Below are 23,214 nucleotides of genomic sequence, written 5' to 3'. Positions count from 1 at the left end.
AATTATTATTAGTAAATATTATAAATGGTTTAAAAGATAAATAAATACTGATTTTATAAAAGGTGATTTCATGAATTTTATTACACTTAAGAATGTTACAAAAACTTTTAATGGTGTTGATGTTCTTAAAAATGTTAATCTAAAAATCGAAGAAGGAGAAACTTTAGGTATTTTAGGACGTAGTGGTAGTGGTAAATCTGTATTAATTAATATGCTTAGGGGTACATTAGATTATAAGCCTGATGCTGGTCAGATTATATTTAATCTAGCTATTTGTCCAGATTGTTTAGCTGTTGAATCTCCATCTCATGCTGGTGAAAAATGTTCTTGTGGTGGAACTTATGAATCTAAAGAAATTGATTTCTTCAATGCTGAGAGAAAAGAATTTTCCAGTATTAAAAGAAGAATAGCTATCATGTTACAACGTAACTTCGCATTATATGATGAAGAAACTGTAATTGAAAATGTTATGAGAGCTATGAATGATGAAAATGAGTATGAAGATAATCTTTACGGAGCTTTAGATTTATTAGAAATGGTTCAAATGAATCATAGGATTACTCACATTGCACGTGACTTAAGTGGTGGGGAAAAACAAAGAGTTGTACTTGCAAGACAATTAGCAAAACAGCCTATGATGTTTTTGGCTGATGAACCAACAGGTACCTTAGATCCTCAAACTGCTGAAAAACTTCACAATACCTTAATTGAAGGTGTGAAAGATAAAGGAATCACCATGTTAATCACATCTCACTGGCCAGAAATTATGAATGATTTAGCAGATCATGTAATTTGGTTAGAAAATGGTGAGATTAAAGAAGAAGGAGAACCTGCAGATATTGTAGATCATTTTCTTGAAACAGTTCCAGTACCTGAAAAAATAGAAAATCCTGAAATTGGCGCTCCAGAAGTTCAAATAGAAGATGTTAAAAAACATTATTATTCAATTGAAAGAGGAGTAGTTAAAGCTGTTGATGGTATTAACTTAAACATAAATAAAGAAGAAATATTTGGTATTGTAGGTTTAAGTGGGGCTGGAAAAACAACACTTACTAAAATGTTAATAGGATTAACTGAACCAAGTAGTGGTAAAATTGAAGTTAAACTTGGAGAAGAATGGGTTGACATGAGTAAATCTGGTCCTCTCAATAGAGGTCGTGTAATTCCATATATGGGATTATTGCATCAAGAATATTCACTATATCCTCATAGAACTATTTTAGGAAATTTAACTGATGCTATTAGTTTAGATTTACCTGCAGAATTTGCAAAAATTAAAGCAATTCATGTTTTAACCACTGTAGGATTTGAAGAAAATGTTGCTGAAGGATTATTAGATAAATATCCTGATGAATTAAGTGTTGGTGAAAAACACAGGGTAGCTCTTGCACAAGTTCTTATTAAAGAACCTAAAATTATTATTTTAGATGAACCAACAGGTACTATGGATCCAATTACTCGTGTAATTGTAACTGATTCTATTTTAAAAGCTAGAAAAGAATTGGAACAAACATTTATTATTATTTCTCACGATATGGACTTTGTTTTAGATGTTTGTGATAGATCAGCTTTAATGAGGGGAGGTAAAATCCTTGATGTAGGAACTCCTAAAGAAATTGTTAAGCAATTAACTGCTGATGAAAAAGAAGGAATGTTTAAATAATTCCTTTTTCTTATTTCTCTTCATTGTGTGATAATTTGCAAATATTGGAAAAATCTACCGAATTAAAATATAAAATCACAAAACTTTTTGATTTAAATCTTGTTTTATTTGAAGAAACTGTTTTAGTTTCAAATGATATTAAATATTGTATTTGTTTTATTCCAAAACTTAAAATCTATGATGTTTTCATTGAAAATTTTAAAAATAATTCTATTAAATTCTGTTCTTTTACTAAATTATCCCCTTCAACATTAAGATATTTTAATTTAATTAATGGTGAAAGTTATTTGGATAATTTTGGCAATAAATTTAAATGTATTAGTCATACTATTGAATATGAATGAATATTTGTTTCTTATAAAAAAGATTATATATAAACTAAAATAAATTATATCTGTATAAATTATTTCATGAGAAATGATTATTAATTTGGAGGTTAATTATGACTTGGGAAGATGCACCATCTCATATTTGTAGGGGTGGAGATAAAAGGGGATTAGCATTTTGTTGTCCTCCAGTTAAACCTTGTCCAATATTAAATGCATTGGATGAAGTTAATTTAACTCCTCAAGAATATATTGATATTAAAACTGAATTTGCAAAGGAAACTAGATTAGGTGAAGGGACTGGAACTTGTTTTGGATCATTAGTATGGTGTTGTAAACCATCTAAACCATGCCCATTACGTGATATTACTTTAAAAAATATTGGAATGAGTCATGAAGAATATTTGGACTTAAAAAAAGAATTGTCTGAAAAGTTAGTTGGGGCAGATAGACCTACTCCTAATGAAAATGTAAAAGTATTGGCTGAAACTTTCAATATTGGTGAAATTGAAGCTATGAATGTATTGAATGACTGTAATAATGACTTGAGAATGGCTGTAAAATTATTACGTGTTAAATCTTTAGGTAATGCTGATTAAAATGGATTGGACTTCCCTATATTTTAAAACAGCTGATTTAAATGTATTTATATTAGGTACTGGTGAGGTAGCTACAAGAAGAGCAAATAAATTTCTTGACCATGGAGCTAATGTTAAATTAGCCGGAGATAATTTAAATGATGAATTGCTTTTTAAAGGAGCAGTTTTGGTTTCAACTGATGATGTTGAAGAATTAGTTCAATGGGCAGATGTAGTTGTAATAGCTAGTGGTGATAGGGAATTGTCTAATCATGTTAGTAAATTAGCTAAAAATAAATTGTTAAATAGGGCAGATTTTCCTGATGATGGAAATATTATTGTCCCTACAAGTTTTAATATTGGCGATATTGAAATATCTATTTTTACAAATGGGAAAAGCCCATTAATGGCTCGCCAATTAAGAAAAAAAATTCAGTCTGTTATCACAAAAGAGGATATTTTAGAAATTGAAATTCAGGATTATGCTCGTAGATTACTTAAATCTAAAATACCTAATCAGAAAAAAAGAAGAGATTGTCTTTACCAAATTTTTAACAATGATTATATTAAGGAATTGATTGATAATCATGAAATAACTGAAGCTAAAAAGTATATTGAGGATTTAATAAGGGGATTTGATGATACTTAATTTAAGAGTTGATTATAAAATTGCAAATATTGATGCTATGGAAAATATTTCAAGAGAAATGGATCAATTGTTTTTAGAGTTGCAAAAAAAATATTCTATAGTGGAATATGTTGAAATATCTACTTGTAATCGTAAGGAGTATTATATACATAATGATGATATTTCTCCAAAGGATTCCTTATTGTCTCATGAAAATAAAAGTATTATTATTGATTATGGTGATAGTGCTATTAAACATCTTTTTCGTATGACTTCAGGTTTAGAATCTATGATTGTTGGTGAAGATCAGATTTTAGGTCAGGTTAGTGATGCTAAACAAAAAGCATTTAAAGAACGTCACTGTGGTAATATTTTAGATTCTATTTTTACTAAAGCTATTCATGTTGGTAGAGTAGTGAGAAATAAAACTAATATTAATAAAGGTTCAGTTTCCATAGGATCTGCAGCTGTTGATTTAGCTCAAAAACATTTAGGCAGTCTTGAAAATAAATCTGTGTTAGTTATTGGTGCTGGAAAAATGGGGAAATTAGTGGCTAAAGCTTTGGCTGAAAAAAATTTAAATGCCATTTTTGTTGCAAATAGGACTTATTATGTTGCAGTTAAGTTAGCTGATGATTTAGGAGGTCAGGCAATTCTTTTTGATGAATTAAGTGATTATGTCTCAACTGCAGATTTAATAATAAGTGCAACTGGAGCTCCACATTATATTTTAACTAAAGAACGTTTAATTGAATCTGGTGGGGATTATAAAGATTTGCTTATGATTGATATAGCTAATCCTAGAGATATTTGTGAAAATGTTTGTGAATTGGGAGTTAAATTATTTAATATTGATGATTTGAGAGATATTGCTGATGAAAATACTGCTCGTAGAAAAAAGGAATTTGCAGAAGCTGAAAATATAATTGATGATGAGTTTATTTTACTTAAAGAATCATTTAAATTAATTGGTGTTAATGATATAATTGCTAATTTAAGAGTGTCTATGGAAGAAATACGTAAACGTGAAACTGAAAAAGCAATTACTAAACTATCTAATGTAGATGAGAACATTGATATAGTTGATAGTTTAACAAATTCTATTGTTAATAAGATATTTTTTGATATTTCTAAAAAAATAAAACAGGCGGCTCATGAAAATGATGAACAATTAATTAATGCTATTGAATTCATGTTTGATGAAAATAAGTAAGGATGTTTTTTTATTCAAACATTCCTTTCACTTCATTATTTTTAATTTTACTTGCTTTTAGGCTGTATTCTACATCTTTCATATCTACAATTTCTTTATCTTGCGAAATTGCATGATGTAGGGCTGTTTTTAATATTTTTTCTTTTATATCTCTTCCAGACATATTTTTACTAAGTTTAACTAATTTCTCCAAGTCTAAATTGTAGTTTAAAGGATATGTTTTAAGATTGTTTTCAAAAATTTCTTTTCTTTCATTATCATTCGGTAAAATAAATTCGATTTCTTCTTCAAATCTGCTTCGTACAGCATAATCAATGGAATTTGGAGTGTTTGTAGCTCCTATTGTTATAACGGATTGATTATCATTAATTCCATCCATTTCAGTTAATAATGAATTTACAATTTCTGCAACATCTCCTCTAAGTGATTGAAAGCTTCTGGGTAATGCAATTGCATCAATTTCATCAATAAATATTATTGAAGGGGAGGTTTTTTGTGCTTTTTCAAATAGTTCCTGTATTTTAGATGCACCATCTCCAACATGTTCTCCAATTAATGATGTAGCTTTTATTAAATATAATGGAACATCAAGCTCATTAGCTAATGCTTTTACTAACATAGTTTTGCCAGTACCTGGAAGACCATAAAATAATATATTTTTTGGAGCCCACATGCCGAATTTTTCTGGTTCTTTGAGATATTTTATTAAAACTTTAATTTTATTTTTAGCATTTTCCTGACCTATTATATCTGAAATTTTCACATTGGTTTTTACACGTTTAACAGTATCTAAATTACCTATTTCTAAATCAACAAGTTTAATATTTGTATTTTCAGAAATTATTGAATTATTGGGTTCAACTGATATTATTTGAAAACCATAATCAGGAATTATTTTTTGATCAAACAAATATGAATTTTCTTTTACAACTAAACCTAACCACTGTTCACGAGCATATTCCTCAAATAATGTTTTATTATTAATTTCAAGAGTGTTTTCCATCATTGCAAAATCAAAGGGATATCCTACAGGTTTTAACACTACACATTCTGCAAATTTTGTGTTTTCTGAAGGGATATTTTTTGATTTTGAATTAATTGGTTTTGTTTCAAGGTTTTTGTTGTTTGTTTTCAAGTTAATCACCAACTTATAACCACGATTTTTAATTAACTATGTATTTTATTTGTTTTAGTATATAAAAATATATTTAAATATTTTTAAAATAAATCATTTAATTAGTTATGAGTTGAAAATATGAGTTTTAGAACAAAAAGAGTTTTTATTGCAACTCCATTTTATATGCTTTTTGAGTTTTTTCTGCTTAAATACTTATTTCTGTTATTTGGAGGAATTAATGATGGTTATTTATTAATTATTACTTTAGGTTTAGGTTGTTTACAATGTATTCCAATGGTTTTTGAAGAAAAAAATTCAACGATTCTTGGTCGCTTTTTTACGGAATTATTTGGGTTATGGGCTTGGTCTATGGTAATGATTTTAATAGATTTAATTATAATTTATTTAATAAAACAGTTTACAGATATTTCTATAACTGTTGTATGTATTTTATTAAGTAGTGTTCCAATTTTAGGAGTTTATAACTATTACATTGCTCATAAATTAGTAGTTAAACAACATACTTTAAAATTTGATAATTTAAAAGAAGAAGTTGATATTGTACATTTATCTGATATTCACTTTGGGGCTGTAAGAAATAGTAAAATAATTAATCAGGTAGCAGATAAATTAAAAGAATTATCTGAAACTTGTGATGTGGCTATTATTTCAGGAGATTTAGCTGATGGGTCTTGTGTTGTTGAAGAAGATGATTTTTTACCACTTAAAGATGTAGGTATGCCTATTATTTTCACGCCGGGAAATCATGATTATTATCCGGGTATTGAAAATGTTTGTAATGCAGCTAAAAAAGCAGGATTGATAGTTTTAAATGATGAAAAATTTGAATTTAAAGGATTAAATATATTTGGTTTATCATTTACATTTGGAGACAAAAAAGAGGTTTCTAATGAAGTATTAAAACAAGTAGTTAATAAAAATGCGGTTAATATTATAAATTATCATGTTCCTTATAATTGGGATTTATTCAGTAATTTAGGTTTTAATTTACAATTGTCTGGTCATACACATGGAGGTCAATTTTATCCAATGATATGGTTCTGTAGATTAATGTTTAAGTATAATATGGGATTATTTAAGGAAAATGATAATTATTTGTCAGTTACTACTGGTGTAGGTTCTATGGACACACCAATGAGGTGGGGAACTAATAGTGAATTGGTTGTATTAAAATTAAGGAAAAAATGAAATTAAAGCATAGATTCATAAATTGCTTTCATTTTTAGTGCATCTTTATCTCGTAAAGGAGTTTCACAAATAATATTAGCTTTCCAGCCATTATCTATTAAATTTGAAAGTAAATCGTGAATATGGGGTCCATATTCATCACTTTCATCTAATGTATGATGTTTCACTTCACCACCATTACCATATTCAATTGTTGTGAAATGACAGTGTAATATATCGATGTCAAGATTATCTTCTAATTGTGAAAAAATACAGTTATAATCTTCTTTTTTATTTAAAAACCCTCTTCCTCGTGCATGAACATGTGCAAAATCAATTGTTGGTTCAAAATGATCAAAACTTGCGCATAAATCAATAATCTCAGAAATATTTCCTTGTTGTGAACGTTTTCCAGTTGTTTCTGGAGCAAATGTATATTCTTCAATACCTTCACACTCTAATTCTTCAAATAATCTGTTAATTGTATTTTTAGAAATTTCCATTGCTTTTTCAGGTTTTCTATTTGAATAAAATCCTGGATGGAAAACTAGTCTATATGCGCCCATCCATTGTCCTGCACGAGCTGTTGTAATTAGATGTTTTAAACTTTTTTCAATTTTTTCTTCTTCTCTGGAACATAAATTTATGTAATAAGGCCCATGCATTGAGATAAGTATGTCATGTTTTTCAGCTTCATTTTTTAGAGTGGTAGCTGATTTTTCACCAATCCTCACACCATATGGGGATTGATATTCATAAGAATTTAGCCCTTCTTCTTTGATATATTTTGGTGCTTTATATGCTGCTCCTTTATAGTCAACAGGACTTCCTGCAGGTCCAAATATTACTTTATCAGTCATTTTTATCAAAAAAAGTTTTTTAGGGGAATTATAAAATTCCCATTGCTTTATTGGTTTTAGCTATTGATTTTTCGTTATCTGATTCCATTTCAAGTAATGCACGAATTGCATCAATGTTTTCTGGAACAACATCAGATTCTTGGTGAACTGCCTGCATATAATATAATTCTTTACCAACTACATTTATGGATTCTCTCCAAACTGGAATTTCATATAAATCATTTCTATTTCTTCCAAGTTCTTTTGCATATTCCATAAGTTCAGCAGTTGATCCTAAACCTTCACTAGCATCTACAACAAGAACTCTAGAACGTTTTTCTAAAGCTTCAACAATTTCTTCAGTTTCTACTTCATTGTTAATTTCAACCATTATATTATGTTGGTGCATAAGTGTTGTAGGAACAAGTAATGCCATTGTTGTTACATCAATACCATCCATAACAGTTTTTACATCAGGTCCATGATGGGAAGGTACTTTTGGAGGATTTGGTACGATAGAATTAATAGGTCCTTTTTTAACTTCTGAAGGATCAGAACCTCTTCTAACCATTACTGCCCTAACTTTTTTAATATCTGCAATTGGGTCAATAGTACTTAAAGTACGGGTAAGTCCAGTAGTGTTACATGAAACAACTCTAGTGTAATCTTTTCCATATGAATCATCATAGTTTGAAATTGCATTAAATGAAAGTCCAGTTAATTCATGGTCTTCTCCACCTTGATAGATTGCTTTCACTCCTGCTTTTTTATACATTTCTAAGTTTTGAGGACCAATAGTTCCAGGAGTACAATCTACAACAACATCTGCTTCTTGAATCATGTCTTCTACAGTTCCAGCTATTTCAATTCCTGCTTCTTTAAATTGATTTTCTCTTTCAGGAATTCCAATGTATAAATCATAACTTTTTTCTTCAACTGCAGTTTTTGCTTCATAATTAGGCCTAGTTTTACTTACACCAATTACTTTCATATCATCTTGAGCAGCTACTGCATCAGCCACTCTTTTTCCAATGGTTCCATATCCGTTTATAGCTACAGATTTCATTTTAATCCCTATTTTTTTTAAAATTTTTTTTTTATATGGATTAAAATTTGTAAGTTAAATTATATAAAATTTGATATTTTAAAATTAGTAAAAAAGAGTAATAAATAAGATTTAACGGTAGAAAATTTATTCTACCTTAAATCCAGCTTCTTCAACTGCACCAGCTAAATCTGCATCAGATACTTTTTCAGAATCAAATGTAACTTTTGCAGTATTAGTTTCTAAATCTGCTTTTGCATCTTCAACGCCATCTAAATCTTTTATAGAAAGCTCAACAGCAGCTACACAAGATGGACAATGCATTCCAACAACATTAATAGTTTTTTCTTCAGTTGCCATAATTGTTATTCTCCTTTATTTTATGTTTTATTATTTATTTGGAATTTATATATAAACTTTTAGTCATGCCAAAATTATTGGTTATACTTTAAAAGTGATGATGCATAGATAATTACAATAATAGAACCAATATTATGAACAAATGCACCTTCAATTGGATTTAACAGACCTAACATTGCTAAAATTGTTGCTATTAAATTTAAGGTTAATGCAAATCCAATTCCAACATTGATAGTTCTTAAAGTTTTTTTAGATATTTTAAATAAATGGGGTAAGTCTTGGATATTATCGTGGATTAAAGTAATGTTTGAAGCTTCAATTGAAATGTCACTGCCAATGCTACCCATTGAAATTCCTACATTAGCTTGTTTTAAAGATGGTGCATCATTTAATCCATCTCCAATCATAGCTACTTTATTGTTTTTTAATTGTAATTCTTTAATGTAATTACGTTTATCTTCAGGTAAACAGTTATATTTGTAATCATCAATCCCAACTTTTGAAGCAATAGTTTGAGTTGTATTTTGATTATCTCCACTCATAAGTACTGGGGTAACATTTATTGATTTTAAATTAAGAATAACATCAACTGCATTATTTCTTAAAAAATCAGATAATAATACTGCTCCAATTAATTGATTATTTATACAAAGATAAATTGTAGTTGCTCCAGTATCTAAATGAGGCTGAACTTTTGTTTTTTCAAATTCTTCATAATTTTCATTTAAAATCTTTTTGTTTCCAGCTATTATTTCATCATTTCCAATTTTTCCTCTAACTCCTTTTCCAGGAATAATCTCAAAATCATTTACTTCTTTTAATGGGGGATTTTTACGGATTTTATAATATTTTACAATTGCTTTAGCAAGGGGATGTTCTGATTTATTTTCAAGTGATGCAAGAATATGTATTATTTCTTTTTTAGAATTTTTCTTATTATATAGGATTATTTGACTTACTTCTGGTTCTCCATAGGTTAATGTTCCGGTTTTATCTAAAATTAAATCATTTACTTTACCTAATTCTTCAAGAGATTCTCCATCTTTAACTAAAATTCCTTGTTTAGTTAAATTCCCAATAGCAGCCATAATTGCTGTTGGTGTAGCTAAAATTAATGCACATGGGCAAAATACTATAAGTATTGTAACAGCTCTTAAAATTTCATGAGTTATAATCCAGGTTCCTATTGAACAGATAAATGCAACTACAACAATCCATGTTGCCCACTTGTCAGCGGTTTTTACGATTTTAGCATTTTCAGGCTTTGAAGATTTAATTAATTTTATTAATTTATTTATAGAATTATTTTCCCCATTTTTTGTTGCTTTGATGATTATTGAACCATATAAGTTTATTGTACCACTGTATACTTCATCGCCTACAGTTTTATCCGCTGGAAGTGACTCTCCGGTTAATACTGCTTGGTTTATTGAAGATTCACCTTTTATAATTACTCCATCTCCAGGAATTACTTCTCCAGGTAAAACTTTTATAATGTCGTTTATTTTGATATTTTGAGCATTTACTTCTTCTTCATCCCCATTACAGTTTATTAATGTCGCAGTTTGGGGAGTAATGTCAATTAAATTTTTAATCTCATTTTGAGTTTTACTCACAGTGTACTCTTCTAAAAATCCTCCAATAGTCATGATTAAAGCAATTGCTCCTGCAGCAAATACTTCACCAATTATTATTGATGATATGATAGCTATTGAAACTAATAAATCTGCTTTTATATCTTTTTCATGTATTAATGCTTTTGTTGCTTCTTTAATTATTGGTAAGCCACATAATATGATTGCTATCCAAGATGAATCAAAGAACAATAAGTGTGGTTTGATAAATCCAATTATTAATGAGATAGCTGAAATAACCATTAATGTTATTTCTATTATTTCATCATTTCTTAGCCAATTTTTTATATTCATTTAATCACCTTAGTATAGGTATACCCCTATATGTATTAAATTATTTTAAAAAAATAAAATTTTTAGTTACTTTTATTATTTAGATATCTATACCTATGGGGGTATCAAGTTATTTTAAAAAAAATTAAATTCTAGAATAATACTCTAATATAGTAGATATGTCTGCCAATGCTTCTTCAGTATCTCCTTTTTCCATACTTTCTTTAATACAATGTTCAAGATGTCCTTCAACAATTATATGTCCTACTTTATGTAGGGCTGATTTTGATGCGTTTATTTGCATTAAAATATTTTCACAAGGAATATCTTCTTCAATCATACGATCAATTGCATTCAATTGGCCTATTATTTTTTTTAATCTTCTGTGGATATTTTCGGAGTCCATACATTTTTTCAAAATAACACAACCTATACCTAGTAGGGTATATGATTATTTGTATTATATAAATATTTTGCTTTACTAAAATTACAAAAAATATATCAAAAATAAAAATTTCAAATTTATAAAAAAAGAAAAGATGTAAAAATTTAGTTTACATCTATAATACCTGATCCATCACCAGAACCGCTGCTTCCAGAGCCACTACTTGAACTGGAACTTCCACTTGAAGAGCTTCCACTATGGCTTGATCCACTTGAACTGGAACTTCCACTTGAAGAGCTTCCGCCATGGCTTGAATCACTATGGTGGCTGGAACTTCCACTTGAAGAACTTCTGTCAGATGAACTATGTGAACTAGATGATGAATCTGAACTTGAAGAGCTTCCACTTGATGAATCAGAAGAACTGGAATCAGAGCTAGAACTAATTGAACTAGATGTTGTATTGTTGTGGGTTATATTAATTGAAGAATTATTGTCTTGTTTAGTTGTATTATCTGATTGATTAGCTGCCATGTTTGTTGCATAGAAGACTAAACCAACTAGTATAATACAAACAATAATAATTGCAAGTATAATATCATTTTTCTTCATTAATCATTCCTCCATTTATTAAATTTACTTTGGTTGTTAATCAAACATTGTGTCAACAGACTCAATTAATAAATCAACATATGGTACAGTTACTTTATTGTAATCTTCAAATTTATATGTTTCGTAAAGTACAGTTGGAGTGCCTGACTTTTGTATAGGTAAAGTTACATATGCTGGACTTGTTTGTGATTCTGGGAAGTATTCACTTAAACCTGGATTATCATTAATTATTTTAGTAGCTATAGCTTTTGATACATTATCTTGTGCTGGAGCAAACGCAAAGTTAGTTATAATATATGCTCCACCTTCATTAGAATGCACATCAACTACAAGTGAGTAATTGTTTTTTATAGCTTCGGGAACTACAAAATCATGTCCTAAAAGTTGTCCTTTCATCCTATTAGTATTTTGACTAGAATCACTAACTGGAATTACATTTATTTTGTAAATGTCATAACAGTAATTTAATTCATTGGATTTTTTAGTTAATTCATCGAATAATGCTTTGTGGACTGCATTTTCAGTTATGTGAACGCCAATAATATATGCAATTCTTACTTTTGAACTGGTATTTCCGATTGATTTGTATAAATGAACAGTTCCATTTTCATTTGAACCTAAGTTATATCTTTTAAATCCAGTATTATTATTGTAAATTTCTAAGGTATTTCCTACAGAATAACCATTATATGAGGTTGTGATGGTATAAATTCCAGGATATGCACTAATATTGATATAAGCAATACCTTTAGCATTAGTAAGTTTAGTTAAGACTTTACCGGAAATACTAAATGTTACAGATGCATTACTGAGAGGTTTACCTTGTCCATCTAAAACTTCTGCATTGAAAGTTGCACTGCCACTTGTATTGCATGGTTGACTAATATCATATGTAATTAAAGTTTTATTGACAATAATTTCATTTCCAACTTCTAATCCGTCTGGATGGAAAGAAGTGATAATGAATGTGCCTGGATTGAGGTTTATGTTTAGTTTTGCTGTTCCGTTTTCGTTTGTTTGTCTGGTGTAGAATACACCGTTTATGTTGAATTGGACGGATGTGTTAGTTAGTGGTTTTCCTTGTTTGTCTAGGAATGTTGCGTAGAATTGTGATTCGTTCCTGTAATATTTAATTAAATTTTTTGAAATAATAGTGGATAAAACAGTAATATTATATCCTTTTTTTTCACCATTAGTATGAATGGCGGTGATAATGAATGTGCCGGGTTCGAGGTTTATGTTTAGTTTTGCTGTTCCGTTTTCGTTTGTTTGTCTGGTGTAGAATACACCGTTTATGTTGAATTGGACGGATGTGTTAGTTAGTGGTTTTCCTTGTTTGTCTAGGAATGTTGCGTAGAATTGTGATTCGTTCCTGTAATATTTAATTAAATCCTTTGAATCAATTGTAGATAAAACTGTAACTTTGGCATTGTTGGATGTAGGATTATAAATATCTGAACCATTGTAGGTTACAGTAAAATTATAAACATTTGGATTTAAATTAATATTCATTCCAAAAGCACCGTTGTTATCAGTTGTTCTACTATAATTTAAACCATTAATATTGATAATAACAGTTTGGTTAACTATAGGATTACTATTATTATCTGATAATTTTCCAGTTAATCTAGTACCATTTTTATAATACATTTCAAAATCTTTTACATCAATAGTAACATTGGATTTGAAATTACTATTGTCTGATTGAATAATATTACTATCACTAACTTCTAAATTAGTGTTAACAATATTATTATCATATGTTTCAATATTCTGATTTAGATCAGTAATATTTTCATTTGCGCTTACAGTAGAAATTCCAATTATCATTATAAAAAGTGATATTAAAATTATCCACTGTTTTTTAAATATTAAATTTTTCATATGACAACACGGATAGTAGTATGTCATTTATTATATAAATTTTTTAGGAGAAATAGCAGTTTTTTTAAGAAATTTGCTGATTGGAGCTTCAGAAATTTCCTGCTTTTTTAATACTTTATTTTTAGAAAAGTTATTGTATTAAATTTAAAAAAATAAGAAGTGAGCAAATTTAAAAAAATTTGCTTAAAATTTAAGGAATAAATTTATTCCATTGCCTCTAATTTCTCTGGGAAATATGTGTCTACTACATATTCAAGACCATATTTTGAGAAAGATTGCTGTTCTGCTTTTTTACCGATTTTAAGCATTTTTTTAATTTCAGTTTGCCAAAAATCACTTTTATACCTTGGGTCTTTAGCTAATTCTTTTAATCTCATAACGTCAACATCTTTGAGATTATCAGTTGGAAGATCATAATTAATAATGTCACTAGCTGTTACTCCCATGAATTTTGCATCAGGTGTAGCTAAATCATGATTAACATGAGCTAACTTTGCACTGCCTGAAATAATTACTTGTGCAATATGGAATCCCCAAGGGTCTCCGTCGTTACAGATATAAACTGGTAAATGTAATTCTTCATTTACTCTTTTGATGAATCTTCTTGTAGCACGAGCGGCTTGTCCTTTAAGTCCTACAATTAATGTATTAAATCTGTCGTATGCTTTTTCTTGAACCATCCTATGGAACATTCCCATGGTTTCTACTGCAATAACTCTATCTACATTATAATCTAAGAAATCTACTTGGTCAATTGTTGGTGAAATTGTGTAACCAGATTTTCCTGCTTTTAAAGCATTAATTTCTACATCTCCGTCTTTTAAAGTTAAATCACCATATACTGATGCACCATCTTCCTCTGGCATTAATCCTAAATCTTCCCTAGTAGTTCCTAATGTTACTTCTAAGTCTTCTCCAACAATATTTGATTCTTGTTGTGTTTTAAAACTAATTCCCCAACCTTCAGAAACATAATACATTTCCCTTATAGTAGCTGTTTTTTCTCTTTGAACTAAATCTTTACAAAAATTAGCCACATAAACCATTTGACCTAATTTTCTAATTTGTTTTACATTACCAAGTGATCTTCTACCATATCTGTCTCCTAAAACATAGTATCTTTTTGCTTCATCATAAACAATATTTGAAGTACCACGTGAAGGAACTTTTATAGAAGGAACTTTTTGTTTTTCGATTTCTTCAATAATTTCCTGTCCTAATCCTTTTAATTTGTTGAAGGTATATTCTTTCCTAAGTTCTTTATGTGATTTACCTTCAGGGTTTTGATTTATTTCATCAGACATTTAAACCACCTAATTATTCTTCCTCTTCATATTCTGGAGTGTCTTCTTCTATGTTTTTAAGATTACTGTGGTCATCATCAACAGCATATCCAAATTCATCAAGTTCTTCCATGATTAATGCGTCTTCTTCAACTTCTTCTTCCTCTTCTTCAACTTTTTCACCAAGTAATTCTGCAAGTGCTCTTTTAGTTACTTTAGCTAAAACTTGATTATATTCAGGTACTCCAGTTTCACCTAATTTTGCAGCTTCTTCAATAATAACTGGGAGATAATCTTCAAATACTTTTGAACGCATTGCTTTTTCTTTTGCAGCTTTTTTAGCTCTTAAATGTTTTTGAAGTTTACGAGCTAATGTCATTGTAGATTGTCTTATTTCATGGACAATTTCAGGTTCTGGAGATACACTTTGTTTTCCTGTAGAAAGATAAGGAACTTGTGTTGAAATGATATTTACAAATAATGTAATTGGGGAGTTATCAAAGTCTTTAATTCCATAACGTTTCCAATCAATACTTTTTAAAGCTTCAGTAATTGCACAACTTCCTTGATCGAAAGTTAAAGGAACTCTGTTTGCAAATCTCATAATCTCGGATTTTCTTTGTTCATTTACAACTCTTCCAGAATCTCCACCATAAGCAATTCCAGCTTCAATAATAAATGAAACACCTCCACCATAAGTTACTGGTTTTCTGGTAAGTGTAGCTATGAATTCTGGTTTAAGAATTTGTTTCATACCTTTTTCAATCTGTTCGGAACCAATTGGTATAAGTCCATTACTTGGAGGTGCCATGAATTTCATTTTTTTGAAACAGTTTACAATTGCTTCTGCTTCAGCCCATTCCATATCTTTTGGACGTTTATTCATGTCAATACCAGTCATTTCTTCAATTTCTTTTACTCTTTTATTGGACATTCTTGAAAGTGAACTGGTTAACATACTTTTGTATCGTCTTTTATCAGTATGTTTTGCCATGAAAAGGATGTCATCTGCACTAACTCCTTTTGGATGTGGTAAAACTTCTTTTGGAAGTACTGGAACAATATTTGCAGCTCTTTTAAAAATATATTTGTGTCCTGTTGGATCTCTAAATGTAATTTTTGCATGAGGGTTTCCAATCATGGTTCTTCTAATGTATTCAAAAGCTCCTTGTTCTGCCATGGAGTAGGAAACATCTTTAAATTGTAATTCGATGCAAACTCCAGTATGTTCTGCAGGAAAATCTTCTCTTTCCATTAACATACCTTTATTTTTCTTAACATCCATTTTGAACTTCATTTTAACTCCTTTAAGTTCATCTCCTTCTTGGTAACAGGAGATTACGCGAGCTGGCTCACCAGTAGTCATTTGTGATAAAAGTACACAACCACTACAACCTAAACCTTGTTGTCCTCTTGATTGGATGTTTCTAAATTTTGATCCTGCAAACATACTACAGTATACTTGCATTACATAATCTTCAGGAATCCCAGGACCATTATCGGAGTGTCTGAGAATATAATGTTCTTTATCTATTCTTTTTAATTCAATATTAATTTCTGGAAGGATACCTGCTTCTTCAGCCGCATCAAAACTGTTTGTAATTAATTCGTGAAAAACAATTGTTAATGAGCGTATTTTACCAGTAAATCCTAACATCTGTTTATTTTTTCTAAAGAACTCTGATGGAGTCAATTGTTGGAAATTGTCAAAGAGTTCATTTGCTTGTTGAGACAAATTGTTCCCTCCTCAAAAAGTTTATAATTAAATTATTTATAATCTATTTATTTAAATCAATTCAGAGAGCATTTTCAAAGTAATATTTTTAGAGTATGCTGTCTAGTTTGATTAATTTGTAGATAAAAAAATAATAAATTTATTGTAGAAAACATGATATTTTCATTACAATATCTATATATGCTAAGTAAAGTATATAATGTTTTGCTATTTATTTTAATATTTTTGAAGTTAAATTAAAATATTTTAATTATTTAAAAAAAGAGTTTAAAGTAACATAATCATGTTACTATTTCATAAGATCTTCATCAAATTCGATTCCATCTTTAAATTCAATTTCATCATCTTTGATTCCAACAAGATCTTTAAATTCTTTAAGTTTTAATTCATCTTTTTTACGTTCTAAAAATGAATAAACGGATTTATGTCTTGATCCTTTTAAAATCATTTCAATAGCTTCTTTAGCTATCGTAATATTATCCATTTCACCAATTAATGAAACTGTTTTTCCATAAATGGCCATATCTACATCAGCCATTTCAGTAATTATTTCACGTGTTTTTCCATTTTGGCCAATTATTCTTCCTTTGTATCTGGAAAGTGCATTTTTAGATTTTCCAATGTATAATGGTAATTTTATTATTTCTAAATAAACATTATCATCAACTAATTTAAGTGCACATTCTGGATTAAATCCACGAGCTACAGCTTTTACAATATGATTCGCATTCCATACACCAAGAGGATCACTCATATCTTCTTGAGGGGTAATGTAAACAGTTCCGTCTTCACTATCAATATCAAGGATTGTTTCAGTTGCTTTTTCAATTGATTTTTTTACATCTCCTTTGTTTCCGATTAGTGCCCCTATTCTATTTTGAGGTATTTTTAAATAATCTGTTTCTGGCATATTTTCACCTTATAAGTAATATAAATTATTGTTATTGTTTTATTTAATAATTTCTAAATTTTTTCATCTGGATGATTACTTTTTAATAGAACTTTTAATAAAAATTATGGGTATATAAGACTGGAGAATTAAGTATTATGAAAAAAATTTATTTTTTATTGCCTGCATTAGCTGGAATAATGTTTGGGTCAAGTGGAATTTTTGTTAGGACATTAACTGAAAATGGGATTGATCCGACTACTTTATTGTTTTTAAGATTTTCAATAGCTGCATTAGTCATGTTTGTTTGTGTTTTATTGACTGATAAATCATTATTTAATGTTAAAAAAGAATATTCGCCCTATTTTGTCGTTGCTGCAATTAGTATTGTAGGATTAAATTTATGTTATAATGAATCTATGAATAGTGTTCATTTATCTCTTGCAGCAGTATTGTTAAGTACGTCTCCAATTTTTGTTATAATTGGTGCATATTTTACATTAGGTGAAAAAATTACTCTTAAGAAAGTAGGATCAATGTTTCTTGCAATTGCAGGATGTGTATTAGCTAGTGGATTATTGGAAAGTAATTTAGGTTCAATATCTTTGATTGGGATTGCTGGTGGTGTTGGAGCAGCAATATTTTGTGCAATTTATACTATAACTTCTACAAAAGTAATTAGTAAAGGTTGTCATACCTACAGTATTCTATTTTATTCTTTAATTGTAATTGTATGTTTATTATTACCATTTACAAATTTTGGACAAATAAATCATTTCATCAATATTGATCCGGTTTCAAATGTGTTGTTTTTAATATTACATTCTTTTATTTCATTTGCATTGCCCTATATTTGTTTAACAACTGCATTGAATTATGTGGAATCTGGTGTGGCATCAATTTTATTGTCTGGTTGTGAACCAATTGCAGCATTAATATTTGGTATCCTTTGTTATTTTGAAATTCCATCAATTTTAATGCTTTGTGGTTTGATAATTACAATTATTGCTTTAATAATTTTGTGTAAACCGCCTAAAAAAGAAAAAGTTATAGTTTGAAGTCTACATATTTGTATACTTCTTCATAACTTGTTTTTACACCTAATTTTTTATATTCATTCACTAATGTTTTAATGTCTCTTTGAAGTAGTTCATGAGATATTGGATTATCCAAAACAACAGACTGTGAAACATCAATAATTAAAGGTTCTTCATTTTGATTAAGAATATTATAATTAGATAAATCTCCATGAACTAATTTTCCGTCATGTACAAATTTTTTTAATTGCACTAATAATTTGTTGAAAAATTCTTCACTATCTTTTGGAGGTTGATTTTTAACTGGTGGTGCAGGGTTTCCTTTAGTATCCCCAATAAACTCAATTATTAACACATTATTTGAGTTAACAATAGGTTCTGGAACATTAACTCCTGCATTATGTAATCTTTTAAGATTTTTAAATTCTTTATTTACCCAAGCATAGATTAATTGCCGTTTATTTTTAGTTTTAATATTAAATCTTGGGTCTCCATGAACATAATAATCCATTTTTTTAAAATCAGAAGTAGCTATTCTATAAATCTTAACAGCTACATAGTTATTATTTTTAGTTATTCCCTTTAAAACATTAGCTTCTTTTCCAGTACTAACAGCACCATTTAAAACATCAAGATAATCCTGGTTAGCTAGTTTGTAAAGAGTTTCTAAGGTTATTTTATCGAAAATTTCGCTTCCAACTTTTCGATCTTCGCTGCTTTTTCGTCTTTTACGTTCTCTTATTTTTTGGACTTTTGCATCAGCTTTATCAATTTTTGAATCCATTAAAATCAGTTAAAAATAAATATAAAAAGGTTATTTACATTTTTAAATAACCTTTTCTTTCAAGCCAGTTAGATTCTGTTTTGGTATATCTCCAAATCACATCTGCTTTTTCATCTGATTGGAAATCCCATGGTTTTACAAGAATGATGTCTCCTTCACGAATCCAAATACGTTTTTTCATTTTTCCAGGTATTCTAGTCATTCTGACATTCCCATCAGCACATCTTACTTTTAATTTTCCATGCCCCATAATTTGTTCTACAGCCCCAGGGATTTCTCCTTTTTTAGGTGTTCTTACTCTTCTAAATTCTTGTTGATTGTTATTATGATTTGGTTTTGACAAATACTCTCCTCCTAATATAAATTTTATCTCCATTTGTGATGATGAATTAAACTATTTATATATTACTTTTATTAATATATTAATGTATTCATTAGGGGTGATGATATGGGAACTGAATTTTTAAAAATTAAAGAATCTGAAGATGCTTTGGAAATTATTCAAAACTTATTTGATAAATATTATACTCTTCAAAGTGAAGAAATAGCTGTTGGGGATGCATATGGCAGAATACTTTCTGGAGATGTGTATAGTAAGATGGATTTTCCACCATTTGATAAAGCCCTAAAAGACGGTTTTGCAATTATGGCTGAAGATAGTTTTGGAGCTAGTGAAGAGTCTCCAAATACTTTGGAAGTTATTGATTTTCTAGAAGCAGGTTCAACAACTGATAAAGTAGTTGAAAAAGGTAAATGTGTTGAAATAAGTACTGGTGCAGCAATGCCTAAAGGAGCAGATGCTGTAGTGATGGTGGAATATTGTGAAAAAATGGATTCTACTGTTAATATATTAACTACAGTTACTCCTACTCAAGATGTAGCTAAAAAAGGTTCAGATACTGAAGAATCTAAATTAATTTTAAAGCAAGGAGATATTTTAACTCCTGGTAAAATTGGTGTTTTACTTTCTCAAGGTTTTGAAACTATTGAGGTTTATAAGAAACCTACTGTTGGAGTTATATCTACTGGGAATGAAATTACTCTTCAGGGTAATGATTTGCAATATGGTAAAATTTATGATGTTAATGGAAACATGATTAAAAATGATGTAAGTTCTTGTGGAGCTAATGCTAAATTTTTAGGAATTGTTAAAGATGATTATAATCAACTTAAATCTAAAATACAAGAATCTTTAGATGATGTGGATATTTTAATTGGTTCTGGAGGAACTTCTGCAGGTCTGGGGGATGTAATGAAACATGTTTTAGATGAATTGGGGCAAGTTTATATTCATGGAATCTCAGTTCAGCCAGGAAAACCTACAATTATTGGAATTGTTGATGGTAAAATTGTAATTGGGTTGCCTGGAAATCCTGTATCTGCTTTAATGATATTTAATGCATTTGTAGCTCCACCTTTAACAAAATTAGTTGGTTTTGATAAAGACTTTGAAAAAAAGATTGTTAAAGGTAAATTAACAAGAAGGATTCATTCTCCTGTGGGTAGAATGCAATATCAATTGGTAAAAGTGGATGGTGAAGATGTTCATCCAATATTTAAAGATTCTGGAGCTATATTTTCATTATCTTCTGCTGATGGTTATGTAAAAGTTCCAAAATCTGTTGAACTTCTTGATGAAAGCGAAGAAGTTGAGGTATATTTATTTAGCAGAAATTAAAAATTATAATAATAAAAAGGTGAATCAAATGCAAATTCAAGATAAAATTATTCCTGATCAAAAAATAGCTGTTATTAATTATAAAGGACCAATTTCTGATTTAGAAATTTTACTTTCTAAATTGATGGATTGGGTTGAAACAGAGGAAGTAAAGACAATTGGAGAACCATTTGTAATATATTATTCTCCAAGACATAGTGTAAATCAAGGGGATGCAGTTTTTGATGTTGGTATAACTGTTGATGGTGATGCTCCAGCAAAAGACATGATTAAAACTGCAGATTTATTTGAACATGGTGTTTTAAGTGGAATACATGAAGGTTCTCTTGATAATATATTAGATAGCTATGATACAATGGTTAAAGTGGCTCAGGAGAACAATTATGATATTATTGGTTCACCAACTGAAGTTTTAGTAAAAAATATTCATAATGTGGATAATGAAGATGAATATATTACTGAAATAAGATTGCCGATTATTAAAATGTAGGTTATAATTATGCCCAAAAAGAAGGAAGAAATGGATATTGATGAAGAAATCAAAAGACTTTCTCGTAAAACTAATGTTAATATTCTTAAATCTCAAATGGCATTTGATAGTAGGATTAAAAATTTAGAAAAAGAAATTGAGAAAAGTACTCAGACTCAAATTAAAGATTTTGATTCTAATAAAGAATTATTGAATCAATATTTATCAACTGATTATTCTTCATCAACTATTGATAATTATAGAAGAAAATTAAAAAAAATTTAATATTGTCCAACAACTCTTAAGTTGTGAACTAATATTTTTGGAAGGATGAATGATCCGTATTGTTTAATTTCGGATTTAATTCCTTCACATTTTTTTAATATCTCAAATATATTTCCAGATATCATTGCTTTGTTAATGGGATCGCTGACTTCACCATTTTCTATTTTGAAAGCATTACTTGCTTCTACTGAAAAATCACCAGAAATTGGGTTTGCAGTATGTGCTCCCAAAACGCTGGTGGTTAAAACACCTTCGTCTATTTCATCGATTTGAGTTGTTTCATCAAAATCAATAATTATGTTTGATGGACTAACTGATGGTGTAGATGCATATGAATTTCTATATCCATTTCCAGTACTTGTTGTATTTCCTTTATTTGCTGTGTAAATATCATACATAAATGATTTTAAGATACCATTTTCTACAAGTCTTGTTCTTTTAGATACAGTTCCTTCACCATCACATTTTGAGGAATACATTCCTTTTTCTAAAGTTGGATCATTAGTTATAGATAATTTTGAACTTACAATTTCATTACCTATTTTATCATGGAGAATTGATCTTTGTCTTTGAACATTTTCACCATTAAATGCTGATAAAAATGTGGATAAAAGACCTGTAGCAGCATAATAATCAAGAATAACGTCATAATCTTTGGTTTCTATTGATTTGCCATTAACTGAGTTCATAGCTAGGTTACACACGTCTTCAGATAATTTATCTCCATTCAAATCATAAAATCTTGAAGAAATAGAATCATATGCTGTAGCTACTTCGTCTCCATTTTCAATATTCACAGATAATCCTGCACCAAATCCAGTACTTTTATTATCTATTGAAACACCATTTGAATTTATTATAATTGAATTTCCACTACTTGCTGAAAATCCTGCTGAAATTACATTACATTTTGTTTCATTGGCTTTTGATATTATATTATTTAAAAAGTCAATAGATTCATCTAAATCTAAATTTTCAAATTTTTTATCATATATTTTGTCAATATTTTTTACTTTTTCTACTTGTGAAAAACTGTAATTTTTGTCGGGATTATTTAGTTTGCTATTTTCCAAAGCTTGTTTGGCAGTTTGACTAATTTTATTCAAATCAGAAGTAAAAGCAAACCCCATTTTATTATCTTTTAAAACTCTAATCCCAATACCTTGGGCAATTTCTTCTTTTGCAAAATTTAATTCATCATTTTTGGAATCAAGTTCTATTGTTTTTCCAGTACTTACGTATATTTCGTATTCATCACAGATTTTTTTAACTTCTTTTTCACATTTTTCAGATATTTCATATATCATTTT

The 23,214-nt window shown here is 28.9% G+C and carries 24 protein-coding genes; 10 read left to right on the top strand and 14 right to left on the bottom strand.

From position 1 onward, the window contains the following. Nucleotides 1-70 precede the first annotated feature (70 nt). The 5 genes from atwA to hemA all read left to right on the top strand — a co-directional run bounded on the left by atwA (nucleotide 71) and on the right by hemA (nucleotide 4,408). Nucleotides 71-1,663 carry a methyl coenzyme M reductase system, component A2 gene (atwA, locus tag Q0984_RS02475; RefSeq protein WP_299523031.1) on the top strand — a complete coding sequence of 531 codons (1,593 nt, stop codon included), beginning with the start codon at nucleotides 71-73 and terminating at the stop codon, nucleotides 1,661-1,663. Between the two features lie 35 nt (nucleotides 1,664-1,698). Next, the gene (locus tag Q0984_RS02470; protein WP_299523028.1) at nucleotides 1,699-2,007 is read left to right on the top strand and encodes a hypothetical protein; all 309 of its coding nucleotides are present in this window, start codon (nucleotides 1,699-1,701) and stop codon (nucleotides 2,005-2,007) included. A gap of 98 nt (nucleotides 2,008-2,105) precedes the next feature. After that, nucleotides 2,106-2,588 (top strand): methanogenesis marker 9 domain-containing protein, encoded by a 483-nt coding sequence (locus tag Q0984_RS02465; protein ID WP_299523025.1) that lies wholly within the window; start codon nucleotides 2,106-2,108, stop codon nucleotides 2,586-2,588. Between the two features lies 1 nt (nucleotide 2,589). Continuing rightward, a complete protein-coding gene (locus Q0984_RS02460; protein WP_299523022.1) occupies nucleotides 2,590-3,216 on the top strand; it encodes a bifunctional precorrin-2 dehydrogenase/sirohydrochlorin ferrochelatase in 627 nt (208 codons plus the stop codon). Further along, nucleotides 3,206-4,408 carry a glutamyl-tRNA reductase gene (hemA, locus tag Q0984_RS02455; RefSeq protein ID WP_299523019.1) on the top strand — a complete coding sequence of 401 codons (1,203 nt, stop codon included), beginning with the start codon at nucleotides 3,206-3,208 and terminating at the stop codon, nucleotides 4,406-4,408. The genes Q0984_RS02460 and hemA overlap by 11 nt, the downstream gene beginning before the upstream one ends. A 10-nt stretch (nucleotides 4,409-4,418) precedes the next feature. On the opposite strand, the gene Q0984_RS02450 is transcribed toward hemA, so the two are convergent. Further along, nucleotides 4,419-5,543: an AAA family ATPase gene (locus tag Q0984_RS02450; protein WP_299523016.1), complete on the bottom strand. Its 1,125-nt coding sequence runs from the start codon at nucleotides 5,541-5,543 to the stop codon at nucleotides 4,419-4,421. Nucleotides 5,544-5,663: 120 nt separating this feature from the next. Here Q0984_RS02450 and Q0984_RS02445 point away from each other — a divergent pair, with 120 nt between their 5' ends. Continuing rightward, entirely contained in the window at nucleotides 5,664-6,734 is a 1,071-nt protein-coding gene (locus tag Q0984_RS02445) for a metallophosphoesterase (protein WP_299523013.1), read from the top strand. A gap of 2 nt (nucleotides 6,735-6,736) precedes the next feature. Here the strand turns inward: Q0984_RS02445 and Q0984_RS02440 are convergent, their stop codons facing one another. The 10 genes from Q0984_RS02440 to Q0984_RS02395 all read right to left on the bottom strand — a co-directional run bounded on the left by Q0984_RS02440 (nucleotide 6,737) and on the right by Q0984_RS02395 (nucleotide 17,672). Beyond that, nucleotides 6,737-7,573 (bottom strand): TIM barrel protein, encoded by an 837-nt coding sequence (locus tag Q0984_RS02440; protein WP_299523009.1) that lies wholly within the window; start codon nucleotides 7,571-7,573, stop codon nucleotides 6,737-6,739. Nucleotides 7,574-7,601: 28 nt separating this feature from the next. Next, complete coding sequence (locus Q0984_RS02435) at nucleotides 7,602-8,618, bottom strand: phosphorylating glyceraldehyde-3-phosphate dehydrogenase (protein WP_299523006.1); 1,017 nt, start codon at nucleotides 8,616-8,618, stop codon at nucleotides 7,602-7,604. Between the two features lie 126 nt (nucleotides 8,619-8,744). Further along, the gene (locus Q0984_RS02430) at nucleotides 8,745-8,957 is read right to left on the bottom strand and encodes a heavy-metal-associated domain-containing protein (RefSeq protein WP_299523003.1); all 213 of its coding nucleotides are present in this window, start codon (nucleotides 8,955-8,957) and stop codon (nucleotides 8,745-8,747) included. 74 nt (nucleotides 8,958-9,031) lie between these two features. Continuing rightward, the gene (locus Q0984_RS02425) at nucleotides 9,032-10,885 is read right to left on the bottom strand and encodes a cation-translocating P-type ATPase (RefSeq protein ID WP_299523000.1); all 1,854 of its coding nucleotides are present in this window, start codon (nucleotides 10,883-10,885) and stop codon (nucleotides 9,032-9,034) included. A gap of 124 nt (nucleotides 10,886-11,009) precedes the next feature. Then, the gene (locus Q0984_RS02420; RefSeq protein ID WP_299522997.1) at nucleotides 11,010-11,282 is read right to left on the bottom strand and encodes a metal-sensing transcriptional repressor; all 273 of its coding nucleotides are present in this window, start codon (nucleotides 11,280-11,282) and stop codon (nucleotides 11,010-11,012) included. A gap of 131 nt (nucleotides 11,283-11,413) precedes the next feature. Beyond that, nucleotides 11,414-11,860, bottom strand: a complete 447-nt coding sequence (locus Q0984_RS02415; RefSeq protein ID WP_299522994.1) for a 1,4-beta-cellobiosidase — start codon at nucleotides 11,858-11,860, stop codon at nucleotides 11,414-11,416. A gap of 36 nt (nucleotides 11,861-11,896) precedes the next feature. Further along, complete coding sequence (locus Q0984_RS02410) at nucleotides 11,897-13,744, bottom strand: carboxypeptidase regulatory-like domain-containing protein (protein WP_365906965.1); 1,848 nt, start codon at nucleotides 13,742-13,744, stop codon at nucleotides 11,897-11,899. A gap of 203 nt (nucleotides 13,745-13,947) precedes the next feature. Continuing rightward, nucleotides 13,948-15,048: a DNA topoisomerase IV subunit A gene (locus tag Q0984_RS02405; protein ID WP_299522988.1), complete on the bottom strand. Its 1,101-nt coding sequence runs from the start codon at nucleotides 15,046-15,048 to the stop codon at nucleotides 13,948-13,950. 13 nt (nucleotides 15,049-15,061) lie between these two features. Continuing rightward, nucleotides 15,062-16,762, bottom strand: coding sequence for a DNA topoisomerase VI subunit B (gene top6B, locus Q0984_RS02400; RefSeq protein WP_299522985.1), 1,701 nt, complete (start codon nucleotides 16,760-16,762; stop codon nucleotides 15,062-15,064). A gap of 289 nt (nucleotides 16,763-17,051) precedes the next feature. Beyond that, nucleotides 17,052-17,672, bottom strand: a complete 621-nt coding sequence (locus Q0984_RS02395) for a KH domain-containing protein (RefSeq protein ID WP_299522982.1) — start codon at nucleotides 17,670-17,672, stop codon at nucleotides 17,052-17,054. A 137-nt stretch (nucleotides 17,673-17,809) separates the two neighbouring features. Between Q0984_RS02395 and Q0984_RS02390 the strand changes: the two genes are divergently transcribed. Beyond that, nucleotides 17,810-18,709: a DMT family transporter gene (locus Q0984_RS02390; RefSeq protein WP_299522979.1), complete on the top strand. Its 900-nt coding sequence runs from the start codon at nucleotides 17,810-17,812 to the stop codon at nucleotides 18,707-18,709. Here Q0984_RS02390 and Q0984_RS02385 read toward each other — a convergent pair. Together Q0984_RS02385 and eif1A are read right to left on the bottom strand one after the other, a co-directional pair. Beyond that, nucleotides 18,699-19,472, bottom strand: a complete 774-nt coding sequence (locus Q0984_RS02385) for a serine protein kinase RIO (protein WP_299522977.1) — start codon at nucleotides 19,470-19,472, stop codon at nucleotides 18,699-18,701. The genes Q0984_RS02390 and Q0984_RS02385 overlap by 11 nt on opposite strands. Before the next feature lie 34 nt (nucleotides 19,473-19,506). Then, nucleotides 19,507-19,848: a translation initiation factor eIF-1A gene (gene eif1A / locus Q0984_RS02380; protein ID WP_299522974.1), complete on the bottom strand. Its 342-nt coding sequence runs from the start codon at nucleotides 19,846-19,848 to the stop codon at nucleotides 19,507-19,509. Between the two features lie 72 nt (nucleotides 19,849-19,920). Between eif1A and glp the strand changes: the two genes are divergently transcribed. Genes glp through Q0984_RS02365 form a run of 3 tightly spaced genes read left to right on the top strand, consistent with a single transcriptional unit; the run spans nucleotide 19,921 to nucleotide 21,904 of the window. Beyond that, the gene (glp, locus tag Q0984_RS02375; RefSeq protein WP_299522971.1) at nucleotides 19,921-21,150 is read left to right on the top strand and encodes a gephyrin-like molybdotransferase Glp; all 1,230 of its coding nucleotides are present in this window, start codon (nucleotides 19,921-19,923) and stop codon (nucleotides 21,148-21,150) included. Further along, a complete protein-coding gene (locus tag Q0984_RS02370) occupies nucleotides 21,107-21,640 on the top strand; it encodes a GyrI-like domain-containing protein (RefSeq protein WP_365906964.1) in 534 nt (177 codons plus the stop codon). Before glp ends, Q0984_RS02370 begins: the two co-directional genes overlap by 44 nt. Nucleotides 21,641-21,649: 9 nt before the next feature. Next, complete coding sequence (locus Q0984_RS02365) at nucleotides 21,650-21,904, top strand: hypothetical protein (protein WP_299522965.1); 255 nt, start codon at nucleotides 21,650-21,652, stop codon at nucleotides 21,902-21,904. Here the strand turns inward: Q0984_RS02365 and Q0984_RS02360 are convergent. Next, nucleotides 21,901-23,211 carry a TldD/PmbA family protein gene (locus tag Q0984_RS02360; RefSeq protein ID WP_299522962.1) on the bottom strand — a complete coding sequence of 437 codons (1,311 nt, stop codon included), beginning with the start codon at nucleotides 23,209-23,211 and terminating at the stop codon, nucleotides 21,901-21,903. The two genes, Q0984_RS02365 and Q0984_RS02360, sit on opposite strands and share 4 nt — an antisense overlap. Between the last annotated feature and the right edge of the window lie 3 nt (nucleotides 23,212-23,214).

The sequence above is a fragment of the uncultured Methanobrevibacter sp. genome, from assembly GCF_934746965.1.
Lineage (GTDB): Archaea > Methanobacteriota > Methanobacteria > Methanobacteriales > Methanobacteriaceae > Methanocatella.
Note: the sequence above shows the minus strand (reverse complement) of the source record. Positions and strands in the feature narration are given on the sequence as shown.